Origin of the sequence: Agromyces sp. NPDC057865 (genome assembly GCF_042796995.1) — a bacterium.
Lineage (GTDB): Bacteria > Actinomycetota > Actinomycetes > Actinomycetales > Microbacteriaceae > Agromyces.
The window spans coordinates 208682-219824 of sequence record NZ_JBHVMJ010000004.1 but is presented as its reverse complement, the minus strand read 5'-3'; the positions used below and the strand labels follow the sequence as shown (position 1 = coordinate 219824).

The window sequence follows — 11143 nt, the reverse complement described above, 5'->3', positions numbered from 1 at the left end:
CGTGTGACGTGCGCAATTCAGGTGCGGAGGTGTGTCGCGCGCCGACACGCCGTGCGCGACCCCGACACGCCGAGCGCGCACCTGAATTGCGCACACGACGGTACTCACGGGGCCGGGCACGGATGCCGCGCCGCGGTCGACTCGGCATGGCGCGGATGCCGCGCGGCATCCGTCGGCCCGCGGGCGGCGAGGCCCGCGTTAGATGTGCCAGTCGTGCACGCCGCGGGCGGCGTCGGCCGTCGCGTGCGACAGCGGACGGACGCTGGCCGGCACGCCCACGAGGAGCGAGTGCGGGGGAGCGGGCCTGGTCACGACCGCGTTCGCCCCGACCGCGCTCCACGCACCGATGACGATGTCGCCGAGGATCTTCGCGCCGGCCCCCACCGTGACGCCGTCCTGCAGCGTGGGGTGGCGCTTCGTGCCGGGGAGCGTGTGGCGCGGCGCCTTCCCGCCGAGTGTGACGCCGTGGTACAGCATCACGTCGTCCCCGACGCTCGACGTCTCGCCGATGACGACGCCCATGCCGTGGTCGATGAAGAAGCGGCGGCCGATCGTCGCGCCTGGGTGGATCTCGATGCCCGTGAGGAAGCGCACGAGCTGGGACAGCAACCGTGCCGGCAACCGCCACCCGGCGACCCAGAGCCGGTGCGCGAGCCGGTACGACCAGATGGCGTGCAGCCCCGAGTACGCGAGGAAGACCTCGAGATCGCTCCGCGCAGCCGGGTCGTGCGAGCGGGCGGTCGCGAGGTCTTCCCTGAACGTCCTGAGGATGGGCACCCGATCAGTCAAGCAGACCCTCGTACAGGACCGTGGACAGGTATCGCTCGCCGTAGCTCGCGACGATGACCACGATGGTCTTGCCCGCGTTCTCGGGGCGCTTCGCGAGCTGCGTCGCGGCGTACACGGTGGCGCCCGACGAGATGCCGCCGAGGATGCCCTCCTCGACGCCGAGGCGACGCGCGGTGGCGACGGCCTGGTCGATGTTCACGTCGATGATCTCGTCGTAGACCTCGCGGTCCAGGATCTCGGGCACGAAGTTGGCGCCGATGCCCTGGATCTTGTGCGGGCCGGGCTGGCCGCCGTTGAGGATCGGCGACTCGGCCGGCTCGACGCCGACGACCTGCACCTCGGGCTTGCGCTCCTTGAGCACCTGGCCCACGCCGGTGATGGTGCCGCCGGTGCCGATGCCCGACACGAAGATGTCGATGCCGCCGTCGGTGTCGTTCCAGACCTCCTCGGCGGTGGTGAGGCGGTGGATCTCGACGTTGGCCACGTTCTCGAACTGCTTCGCGAGCACCGCGCCGGGCGTCTCGGCCGCGATCTGCTCGGCGCGCGCGACGGCGCCCTTCATTCCCTCGCCGCCGGGGGTGAGCACGAGCTCGGCGCCGTAGGCGCGCAGCAGCGCGCGGCGCTCCTTCGACATGGTCTCGGGCATCGCGATGATGACCCGGTAGCCGCGGGCGGCGCCGATCATGGCGAGCGCGATGCCGGTGTTGCCGCTCGTGCCCTCGACGATGGTGCCGCCGGGCTGGAGCGCGCCCGCCGCCTCGGCGGCGTCGACGATGCCGATGCCGAGGCGGTCCTTCACGCTGGCGCTGGGGTTGTAGAACTCGAGCTTCGCGAGCACGGTCGCCTCGGCGCCGTCGGTGACGCGGTTGAGCCGCACGAGGGGCGTGCGTCCGAAGACCTCGGTGATGTTGTCGAAGACCTGGGCCATGGGAGGTTCCTCTCGGATGGGCGTCGTCGTCGGCGACGACCGGGTTCGCTGGCGGGGGCGGGTGCCGCGGCCCAGCCTACGGCGGCGCCTGCCGCCGGTCACGTGCGTTACATTCCATTTCGTGGATGAGGGCAGGATTCAGGCCGAAGGGCGCGACCTGCGCGCGGTGCGCGACGAGACGGTCGGGCGCCTCGCGGCGGCGGGCGTGCCCTACCCCGAGGTCGACGCCGAACTGCTCATCGGGCACGTGCTCGGGCTCTCGCGCGGCGGCGTGCAGGCACGGCTGGTCGTCGGCGGTGCGCTCGGCGACGCGGATGCCGCGACGCTCGAGTCGCTCGTCCGCCGCCGAGAGCGGCGCGAGCCGCTGCAGCACCTCACCGGCCGCGCCGCGTTCCGCTCGCTCGACCTGGCCGTGGGACCGGGGGTCTTCGTGCCGCGTCCCGAGACCGAACAGGTCGCGCAGCTCGCGATCGACGCGCTGCGCGCCACCGCCGAGCCCGAGCCGATCGCGATCGACCTCGGATCGGGCAGCGGCGCGATCGCGCTCGCGATGGCGACCGAGGTGCCGCACGCCCGCGTGTGGGCCGTCGAGAACTCGCCCGCGGCGTTCCCGTGGACGCGTCGCAACGTCGACGAGGTCGGCGCGCCGAACCTCGAGCTCGTGTTCGGCGACCTCGCGACCGCGCTCGCGGAGCTCGACGGCCGCGCCGCGGTCGTCATCTCGAATCCGCCGTACGTGCCCGCGGGCGAGCTCCCGCGCGACCCCGAGGTGCGCCTGCACGACCCGGAGGCGGCGCTCTACGGCGGAGCGGACGGGCTCGATGTCGTGCGCGTGCTCTCGACGCGCGCCGCCGAGCTGCTGCATCCGGGGGGCCTGCTCGTCATCGAGCACGCCGAGACGCAGTCGGCGGCGATCGCGGCGATCCTCGCGGCCGACGGATGGCGCGCGATCGCGCACCACCGCGACCTCACGTCGCGCGACCGCGCCACGACCGCCCTGCGCTGAGCGCGCCGGCGGGGCACCGCGACGACGGGGCTACGACCTCGCCGCGTCCCGCGCCGCCCGCTCCGCGGCCTTCGCCGCGCGCTCGGCCGCCTTCGCGTCCTGCTCGGTCGCGCGCTGCCGCGCCGCCGCGATCTCGTCGCGCTCGCGGCGACGGGCCTCGCGCAGCGACTTCTGCGCCTCGCGCACGGCGCGCTCGGCGTCGCGGCGACGGCGATTCGCCTCGCGCACCTTCGGATCGCGGGGGAGGGGCTCCTCGCCGCCGACGGCCTCGCGACCCTCGTCGCGCGCCGCCCCGGCCGGGGCCGTCGCGGCATCGGGTTCGCCCGCGCGACGGGTGAGGTAGAGCTCGAGCCCGTCGAGGATGCGCTCGAGGCCGAACGCGAAGTCCACGTCGGGATCCTCGGGCTCGTCGCCGCCCAGGTAGCCGCCCGACATGAGGAACGGGGCGAAGTCGGGGAACCGCTCGGGGGTGACGAGCTGGGCGAGCCCCGACATGAAGTTCGCGCCGTCGATGTCGCCGGGGTCGGCGGCGGCGAGCTCGTGCTCCTGGCGGGATGTGCCGCGGGCGTAGTTCGCGAGCAGCAGGAGCATCCCCATCTTCTCGCCGGGGTCGAGCGGCAGGCCGCGCACCTCGCGCAGGAACCAGTCGACCATCGCGAGGCTGTTCGGCGTGATCGGCACCCCCGAGATCGGGATGTCGCTGAGCCAGGGGTGCTCGCGGTAGGCGGCGCGCGACGATCCGACCCACTGCGTGAGGCCGGCACGCCACCCGCCCGCGTGCGCCGTCTCGGGGATCGGCACCTCGCTGGCCTGCTCCTGCATGAGCAGCAGGAGGTCGTCCTTCGCGGTGACGTACCGGTACAGCGACATGGTCGTGTAGCCGAGCGACTGGGCGACCCGAGCCATCGACACCGCGGCGAGGCCCTCCGCGTCGGCGATGCCGATCGCCGCGTCGACGATGCGCTCGATGCTCATCTCGCGCTTCGGTCCGCGCTGCGGGTTCGCCGCGACGCCCCAGGCCAGCGCGACGGCGCGGGGCAGCTCGGGCTCGGCGGGCGTCTCGGGGGTCATGGGGCTCCAATCGGCGAGCGGTGCTTGCGTCAAGCATAGAACTGTGTATTACTTAAACAGTCGTGCATGGCATAAACAGTTTAACTCGTACACCGGAAAGGCGCAGCCCATGACCCTCGCGATCGACGCGCGCGGGATCGCCAAGCGATTCCGCTCCACCGAGGTCCTCGACGACCTCGACCTCGCGGTCGAGACCGGCAGCGTATTCGCCCTCCTCGGGCCGAACGGCGCCGGCAAGACCACCACCATCAACATCCTCACGACGCTCGTGCGGCCCGACGCCGGCACGGCCCTCGTCGCCGGAGCCGACGTGCTGGCCGACCCCGACGGCGTGCGCGCCCGCATCAGCCTCACCGGGCAGTCGGCCGCCGTCGACGAGGTCCTCACCGGCCGCGAGAACGTCGTGATGCTCGCCCGGCTCTCGGGCCTCGGCGCGCGAGCGGCCCGTGCCCGGGCCGACGAACTGCTCGAGCGCTTCGACCTGGCCGAGGCATCCGGCCGACGCGTGGCCACGTACTCGGGCGGGATGCGACGGCGGCTCGACCTGGCCCTGAGCCTCGTCGTGCCGACGCCCGTCATCTTCCTCGACGAGCCGACCACGGGCCTCGACACCCGGAGCCGCCAGGAGCTCTGGCGGATCATCCGGGAGGTCGCCGACCAGGGCGCGACGGTGTTCCTCACCACGCAGTACCTCGAGGAGGCCGACCGGCTCGCCGACCGCGTCGCCGTGCTCGACCGGGGGCGGATCGCGGCCGAGGGCACGGCGTCCGTGCTCAAGGCGCAGGTCGGCGGCGAGGTCGTCGAGCTCCTCGGGCCCCACGACGAGGTCCTCGCCGAGCTGCCGACCGACGGCACCGTGCACGGGCTCCGCGCCGCCATCGACGAGCTCGACCGGCTCGCGGCCTCCGCCGTCGACGGCGCGAGGGTCGCCATCCGCCGCCCGAGCCTCGACGACGTCTTCCTCGCCATCACCTCGCACCCGGCCGAGCCCGAGCGCGCGGCCGACCTCATCGGAACGAAGGGCTGACCATGACCACCCTCATCGACACCGCGCCGTCGCGCCCGGCCTCCGCGCCGGCGCTCGTGCGGGCCCGCCCCGCCGGGCTCACGGCCGAGGCCGTCTTCATCCGCCGGAGCATCACGCACTCGCTGCGCGACACCGAAGCGCTGCTCATGGCGGTGATCCTGCCGACCATGCTCATGCTGCTCTTCACCTACGTGTTCGGGGGCGCGCTCGACCCGTCGGGCGGGTACGTGAACTACGTGGTGCCGGGCATCATCCTGCTCTGCGCCGGGTTCGGCGCGAGCTCGACCGCGATGTACGTCGCACGCGACATGACGACGGGGATCATCGACCGGTTCCGCACCATGCCGCTGCGGGCTGGCGCCGTGCTGACCGGCCACGTCGTCGCGAGCGTGCTGCGGAACCTCTTCGCGACCGGCGTCGTCATCGGCGTCGCGCTGCTCGTGGGCTTCCGGCCGACGGCGACGCCGCTCGAGTGGGTCGCGGCGATCGCGCTGATCGCGTTGTACATCCTCGCCATCACGTACCTCTTCGCGGCGATCGGCCTCGCGGCCTCGAGCCCCGAGTCGGCGAGCGCCTACGGGTTCATCCTGCTGTTCCTGCCGTACCTCTCGAGCGCGTTCGTGCCCGTCGAGACGCTGCCCGACTGGCTCTCGTGGTTCGCCGAGCACCAGCCGATCACGCCGATCATCGAGACGATCCGCAGCCTCCTCATGGGCACGCCGATGGGCGACTCCGCCTGGTGGGCGGTGGGCTGGTGCCTGCTGTTCATCGCGGTGGCCGCGGTGTGGGGCGCCTGGCTCTTCCGCCGCAAGGCGGGGCGCCGCTGACGCGAACGACGACGACGGATGCCGCGGGCAGCACGGGCTCGCGGCATCCGTCGTCTCGTGCGAGGCGGTCGCACCGGGCGACGCGCACGGCTGTCCCCATGCCCCGGGAACGGCGACCGCGCTGGTCTAGAATCGAGCGGTCATGACCACCATCTACGACTGTTCGGTCGATTCCCAGCTGCTCACCGGCATGCGACTCGCACGTGGCGCCATCGGCCGCGGCGAGCTCGTCGTGATCCCCACCGACACGGTCTACGGGGTCGCCGCCGACGCGTTCGACCCGAAGGCCGTGGAGCGCCTCCTGCAGGCGAAGGGCCGTGAGCGCACCTCGCCGCCCCCCGTGCTCATCCCCGGCATCCCCACGCTCGACGCGCTCGCGACCGACGTGCCCGGGCCGGTGCGCCAGCTCGTCGCCGAGTTCTGGCCCGGCGGGCTCACCGTGATCCTGCACGCGCAGCCGTCGCTGCAGTGGGACCTCGGCGAGACGCGGGGCACCGTGGCGCTGCGCATGCCGGCCAACAAGATCGCGCTCGAGCTCCTCTCCGAGACCGGGCCGCTCGCGGTGTCGAGTGCGAACCTCTCGGGGCAGCCGTCCGCGACGACCGCGGCCGACGCGGAGGCCATGCTCGGCGAGTCCGTGACGGTGTACCTCGACGGCGGCCAGGCCGGCGAGACCTACGAGGCCATCGGCGAGCGTCCGGGCGACACGAGCTCGACCATCATCGACGCGACGTCGCTGTCGGGCGAGGGCGGGCTGCTGCGCATCGTGCGCGCCGGCGTCATCTCCCGGGAGCGCATCGCGGAGGTCGTGGGGGAGGAGCTGCTCGCACCCGCCGACGGCGAGGAGGCCGCGGAGACCGTGCCGGTCGCACCCGACGCCGAGGCGACCGCCGTCGAGGACGCGGTTCCCGACGCGGCATCCGATGCGCCCGCTGACGACGACGTCGCCGCCGCCGACGACGTGCCCGCGGCATCCGCCCGCGCGACCCCTGACGATGGAGCGGACGCCGCCGCCTCATGACCCTCTTCCTCGCGCTCGCCCTCGTGGCCGCGCTCGTCACCTTCGGCGGCTCGGTGCTCGTCTGGAAGCTCAGCCTCAAGTACCGCCTGTACCCGAAGATCCGCGAGCGAGACGTGCACACGCGTCCGACTCCGCGGCTCGGCGGCATCGCGATGTTCGTCGGCATCGTGGCGGCCATCGCCGCGGCGGCGTTCGTGTCGACGCTGGGGTCGTCGCGGTTCTCGGTGGTGTCGATCATCTTCCAGAACCCGACGCAGATGCTCGCGATCCTCGGGGCGGCCCTGCTCATCGTGCTCATCGGCGTCGCCGACGACATCTGGGACCTCGACTGGACGACGAAGCTGGCGGGCCAGTTCATCGCGGCGGGCCTCATCGCATGGCAGGGCGTGTCGATCGTCTCGCTGCCGATCGGCGGCATCACGGTGGGCTCCTCGTGGATGAGCGCCACGATCACGGTCTTCACGATCGTCCTCGTGATGAACGCGATCAACTTCATCGACGGACTCGACGGGCTCGTGGCCGGGGTCGCCCTCATCGCGAACGGCGTCTTCTTCCTCTACACGTACCTCCTCGTGCAGAAGACGTCGCCGCTCAACTACTTCAACCTCGCGTCGCTGCTCGCGATCGTCGTGGTCGGCGCGTGCGCCGGGTTCCTGCCGCTGAACTGGCACCCCGCGAAGCTCTTCATGGGCGATGCCGGCGCGCTGCTCATCGGCCTGCTGATGGCCACCTCGGCCATCGCGGTCACCGGGCAGATCGACCCCGCCTCGCTCGGGCTCGGAGAACTGTTCCCCGCGTTCATCCCGATCATCCTGCCGTTCGCGGTCCTCGTGATCCCGTTGCTCGACTTCGGGCTCGCGGTCGTCCGGCGGCTCCGCGCCGGCAAGTCGCCCTTCGCGGCCGACCGCAAGCACCTGCACCACCGCCTGCTCGACATGGGCCACTCGCACCTCAACGCCGTGCTCATCTTCTACGCGTGGACGGCGGTGGCCTCGATCGGATGCCTCCTCTCGTTCGTGTTCCCCGTCTACTTCGGGATCCCGTCGGGCTGGGCCTTCCTCCTGCTGGCGGTCGGGTTCCTCGTCTGCGCGGCCTTCACGCTCGCCCCGCTCGGACGGCGCAAGCGGCTCACGGTCGCGGCCGAGGCCGACGGCGACGACCCCGTCGCGGCGACGGTGTTCGACGAGCTCGAGTCGCCCGAGCCGGTCGCGGTGGCGACGGGGTCCGTGCCCGTCGCGACCGGTTCCGTGCCCGTGTCGACGGGCTCGGCCGACGTCGCCGCCACGGCATCCGGTCAGGGCCGCCCGGTAGAATCGGGCGACCCCGAACTGGAGCACGATGACCGACCCACGTCCTGAGCCCGCCGACCGCACGCCGACCTCGAACCCGGTCCTCCGCAAGGCGCTCGCCTGGGGAGGGGTGCTCGCCGCCGTCGTGCTGGTGGTGAGCGGCGTCCTCGGTCTCGTCTTCGCCGGCACCGAGGGGCTCGTCAGCGCCCTCGTCGGCACGCTCATGGCCGTCGTGTTCATGGGCATCACCGCGGCGAGCATCCTGCTCGCCAACCGTTTCGCCGGGAGCGACGTCTTCGTCGGCGTCTTCTTCGGCATCGTGCTCGGCGGCTGGCTGCTGAAGTTCATCGTCTTCATCGTGCTCGTGGTCGTGCTGCGCGACGCCGACTGGCTCAATCCGACCGTGCTGTTCCTCAGCTTGGTGGGGGGCGTCGTCGCCTCGCTCGTGGTCGACGTGATCGTCGTCTCGACCTCGCGGATGCCCTACGCGAGCGATGTGAAGCTGCCCGAGGCGCCGACCGACGACTGAGCACGATCTGAATTCGTCTGCTCGTAGAAGTCTTGCTAGAGTAATGGCGATCCCCCCGGTTTCCGCGTGTTTTCACGTGTGCGGAAACTGTTCCGATGTTCGACGACGCGAGAGCCGAGCTCCACGCCCCGAAACAGGAGATAGCGCTGCTAGCTAACGCTCTGAACCTGCTGGTTCCGATGTCAACCGATGATGGTGAGTTCCACGGGCCGTCGATTCTGGAGTTCTTCCCCGACCCGATCGCGTTCGAGGGCACCCCCTTCGAGATCAACCGCATCATTCTGGTCCGCTGGGTCGCGGTCATCGCACTGCTGCTCGTCTTCTGGCTCGGCACGCGCCGCATGAAGGTCGTCCCCGGCCGCTTCCAGAGCCTCGTCGAGATGGGCCTCGACCTCGTCCGCGTGAACATCGCCGACGACCTGCTCGGCAAGAAGGACGGCCGTCGCTTCCTGCCGATCCTCACGACGATCTTCTTCCTCGTGCTGTTCATGAACCTCACGGGCGTCATCCCCGGCCTGAACATCGCCGGCACGTCCGTCATCGGCGTTCCCCTGGTGCTCGCGATCGTGGCGTACGTCACGTTCATCTACGCGGGCATCAAGAAGAGCCCCAAGAACTTCTTCAAGAACTCGCTGTTCCCCTCGGGTGTTCCGTGGCCGGTGTACATCATCGTCACGCCGATCGAGCTGATCTCGACGTTCATCATCCGCCCGATCACGCTCACCCTCCGACTCATGATGAACATGATCGTCGGACACCTCCTGCTCGTGCTCTTCTTCGCGGCCACGCAGTTCTTCATTTTCAACCTCGGCGGCTGGTACACGGCCCTCGGCGTCGGGACGCTCGCCTTCGGCTTCGTCTTCACGCTGTTCGAGATCCTCGTCGCCGTCCTGCAGGCCTACGTCTTCGCACTCCTCACCGCGGTCTACGTCCAGCTCGCGGTGGCGGAAGAGCACTGAGCCCGGGCACCCGCCCAGAACATCCCTAGGAAAGGAAAACCCCAACGTGGACGCAACTACCGTTCTCGCTGAGATCAACGGCAACATCGCGACCGTCGGTTACGGCCTCGCGGCCATCGGCCCGGCCATCGGCGTGGGCATCGTCGTCGGCAAGACGATCGAGGGCGTCGCTCGCCAGCCCGAGCTCGCCGGCCGCCTCCAGGTGCTGATGTGGATCGGCATCGCCTTCACCGAGGCGCTGGCCTTCATCGGCATCGCGACCTACTTCATCTTCGTCTGATCGACCCCGCTCACCTGAGGAGGCCAACGTGCTTCATGCAGTACTGAGGGCTGCTGAGGAAGGCCACGAGTCGACCCCGAACCCGGTTCTGCCCGCGACCTACGACATCGTCTGGTCGGCAGTCTGCTTCGTCGTCATCCTCGTGTTCTTCTGGATCTACGTGCTGCCGCGCGTCCGCAAGCTGCTCGACGAGCGTGCCGAGGCGATCGAGGGCAACATCGCGAAGGCCGACGAGGCCCAGCGCAAGGCCGAGGCCGCGCTCGAGGAGTACACCGCCCAGCTCGCCGACGCGCGCGCCGAGGCCGGTCGCATCCGCGAGACCGCGCGCGAGGACGGTCGCAAGATCGTCGCCGAGGCGAAGGACCAGGCCACCAGCGAGGCGGCCCGCGTCACCGCGACCGCGCAGGCGCAGATCGAGGCGGAGCGCCAGTCGGCGCTCGTGTCGCTGCGCTCCGAGGTCGGCACCCTGGCGATCGACCTCGCGTCCGGCGTCATCGGCGAGAGCCTGACCGACGACCGCAAGGCGCAGAACGTCGTGGACCGCTTCCTCGCCGATCTCGAGGCGAGCGAGCAGGCCGCTGCCGGAGGGAAGAAGTAATCCATGGGTAGCGCTACGAGAGGGGCCCTCGTCGGCACGCGAGCCGCGCTCGCGCAGCTCGGCCGGGCCGAGCTGCAGGTCGCCGAGGACCTCCTCGCCGTCGCCCGGGTCGTGGGCTCGTCGTCGCAGCTGCGCTCGGCGCTCATCGACGCCGAGGCGGATGACGCGCAGAAGCGCACGCTCGTCGAGTCCGTCTTCGGCGCCAAGATCACGGCCGACGCGGTGACGCTCGTCACCGCGGCCGCGACGCGGCGCTGGTCGACCGGCGACGACTTCATCGGCGGCCTCGAGGACCTCGGCTACCGCGTCGCCTCGGAGTCGGCCGCCGAGGGCGTGCAGATCGACGCGGAGCTCTTCGCGTTCGAGCGCGCCGTGGCATCCGACGCCGAGCTCGAGCTCGCGCTGGGCAGCAAGCTCAGCCCGCTGCCCCCGAAGCTCGCGCTCGTCGACCGCCTGCTCGCCGGCAAGGCGTCGCCGCAGACCGTGGCGATCGTGCGGCACCTCGTGCAGCAGCCGCGCGGCCGCCGCATCGGCGAGCTGCTTCGGCACGCGGCATCCGTCGTCGCCGACCAGCGCGGCTTCGACGTCGCGACGGTCACGACGGCCGTGCCGCTCTCGGCCGACCAGCTCGCGCGCCTCGCGCAGGGCCTCGTCGCGCAGGCGGGCCGCCGGGTCCGATTCGACACCATCGTCGACCCCGCCCTCATCGGCGGAGTCCGCGTGCAGATCGGCGACGACGTCATCGACGGCAGCGTCGCCTCGCGCCTCAGCGAGCTGAGGCAGAAGCTTGCCGGCTGACCGCCGGACGAAACGACCGGC

13 protein-coding genes are annotated in these 11143 nt (G+C 71.3%); 10 read left to right on the top strand and 3 right to left on the bottom strand.

The features are described 5' to 3' along the window. Positions 1 to 198: 198 nt before the first annotated feature. Complete coding sequence (epsC, locus tag ACFVN5_RS18775; protein ID WP_376957253.1) at positions 199 to 777, bottom strand: serine O-acetyltransferase EpsC; 579 nt, start codon at positions 775 to 777, stop codon at positions 199 to 201. A gap of 4 nt (positions 778 to 781) precedes the next feature. After that, positions 782 to 1717: a cysteine synthase A gene (cysK, locus tag ACFVN5_RS18770; protein ID WP_376957251.1), complete on the bottom strand. Its 936-nt coding sequence runs from the start codon at positions 1715 to 1717 to the stop codon at positions 782 to 784. 136 nt (positions 1718 to 1853) lie between these two features. On the opposite strand from cysK, the gene prmC reads away from it, so the two are divergent. Beyond that, positions 1854 to 2723, top strand: coding sequence for a peptide chain release factor N(5)-glutamine methyltransferase (gene prmC / locus ACFVN5_RS18765; RefSeq protein ID WP_376957271.1), 870 nt, complete (start codon positions 1854 to 1856; stop codon positions 2721 to 2723). Between the two features lie 30 nt (positions 2724 to 2753). Here the strand turns inward: prmC and ACFVN5_RS18760 are convergent, their stop codons facing one another. Continuing rightward, complete coding sequence (locus ACFVN5_RS18760) at positions 2754 to 3827, bottom strand: TetR/AcrR family transcriptional regulator (protein WP_376957249.1); 1074 nt, start codon at positions 3825 to 3827, stop codon at positions 2754 to 2756. A 76-nt stretch (positions 3828 to 3903) separates the two neighbouring features. Here ACFVN5_RS18760 and ACFVN5_RS18755 point away from each other — a divergent pair, with 76 nt between their 5' ends. The 9 genes from ACFVN5_RS18755 to ACFVN5_RS18715 all read left to right on the top strand — a co-directional run bounded on the left by ACFVN5_RS18755 (position 3904) and on the right by ACFVN5_RS18715 (position 11122). Then, a complete protein-coding gene (locus tag ACFVN5_RS18755) occupies positions 3904 to 4821 on the top strand; it encodes an ATP-binding cassette domain-containing protein (RefSeq protein ID WP_376957247.1) in 918 nt (305 codons plus the stop codon). Positions 4822 to 4823: 2 nt separating this feature from the next. Then, positions 4824 to 5648 carry an ABC transporter permease gene (locus tag ACFVN5_RS18750; protein WP_376957245.1) on the top strand — a complete coding sequence of 275 codons (825 nt, stop codon included), beginning with the start codon at positions 4824 to 4826 and terminating at the stop codon, positions 5646 to 5648. Positions 5649 to 5790: 142 nt separating this feature from the next. Continuing rightward, the gene (locus ACFVN5_RS18745; RefSeq protein WP_376957243.1) at positions 5791 to 6669 is read left to right on the top strand and encodes an L-threonylcarbamoyladenylate synthase; all 879 of its coding nucleotides are present in this window, start codon (positions 5791 to 5793) and stop codon (positions 6667 to 6669) included. Further along, positions 6666 to 8027, top strand: a complete 1362-nt coding sequence (locus tag ACFVN5_RS18740; protein ID WP_376957241.1) for an MraY family glycosyltransferase — start codon at positions 6666 to 6668, stop codon at positions 8025 to 8027. Before ACFVN5_RS18745 ends, ACFVN5_RS18740 begins: the two co-directional genes overlap by 4 nt. Continuing rightward, positions 8008 to 8487 carry a hypothetical protein gene (locus ACFVN5_RS18735; protein ID WP_376957239.1) on the top strand — a complete coding sequence of 160 codons (480 nt, stop codon included), beginning with the start codon at positions 8008 to 8010 and terminating at the stop codon, positions 8485 to 8487. The genes ACFVN5_RS18740 and ACFVN5_RS18735 overlap by 20 nt, the downstream gene beginning before the upstream one ends. Positions 8488 to 8666: 179 nt before the next feature. After that, positions 8667 to 9446 carry a F0F1 ATP synthase subunit A gene (atpB, locus tag ACFVN5_RS18730; protein WP_376957237.1) on the top strand — a complete coding sequence of 260 codons (780 nt, stop codon included), beginning with the start codon at positions 8667 to 8669 and terminating at the stop codon, positions 9444 to 9446. Between the two features lie 46 nt (positions 9447 to 9492). Beyond that, positions 9493 to 9726 carry an ATP synthase F0 subunit C gene (gene atpE, locus ACFVN5_RS18725; protein ID WP_022888426.1) on the top strand — a complete coding sequence of 78 codons (234 nt, stop codon included), beginning with the start codon at positions 9493 to 9495 and terminating at the stop codon, positions 9724 to 9726. A 28-nt stretch (positions 9727 to 9754) separates the two neighbouring features. After that, entirely contained in the window at positions 9755 to 10324 is a 570-nt protein-coding gene (locus tag ACFVN5_RS18720; protein WP_376957235.1) for a F0F1 ATP synthase subunit B, read from the top strand. Between the two features lie 3 nt (positions 10325 to 10327). Then, complete coding sequence (locus ACFVN5_RS18715) at positions 10328 to 11122, top strand: F0F1 ATP synthase subunit delta (RefSeq protein WP_376957234.1); 795 nt, start codon at positions 10328 to 10330, stop codon at positions 11120 to 11122. Positions 11123 to 11143: the final 21 nt, after the last annotated feature.

Bases quoted from the DNA above. Each gene is read 5' to 3' on its own strand.
- cysK (WP_376957251.1), bottom strand. From the start codon at position 1,717: ATGGCCCAGGTCTTCGACAACATCACCGAGGTCTTCGGACGCACGCCC.
- ACFVN5_RS18755 (WP_376957247.1), top strand. From the start codon at position 3,904: ATGACCCTCGCGATCGACGCGCGCGGGATCGCCAAGCGATTCCGCTCC.
- ACFVN5_RS18750 (WP_376957245.1), top strand. From the start codon at position 4,824: ATGACCACCCTCATCGACACCGCGCCGTCGCGCCCGGCCTCCGCGCCG.
- ACFVN5_RS18745 (WP_376957243.1), top strand. From the start codon at position 5,791: ATGACCACCATCTACGACTGTTCGGTCGATTCCCAGCTGCTCACCGGC.
- ACFVN5_RS18740 (WP_376957241.1), top strand. From the start codon at position 6,666: ATGACCCTCTTCCTCGCGCTCGCCCTCGTGGCCGCGCTCGTCACCTTC.
- ACFVN5_RS18735 (WP_376957239.1), top strand. From the start codon at position 8,008: ATGACCGACCCACGTCCTGAGCCCGCCGACCGCACGCCGACCTCGAAC.
- atpB (WP_376957237.1), top strand. From the start codon at position 8,667: ATGTCAACCGATGATGGTGAGTTCCACGGGCCGTCGATTCTGGAGTTC.
- ACFVN5_RS18715 (WP_376957234.1), top strand. From the start codon at position 10,328: ATGGGTAGCGCTACGAGAGGGGCCCTCGTCGGCACGCGAGCCGCGCTC.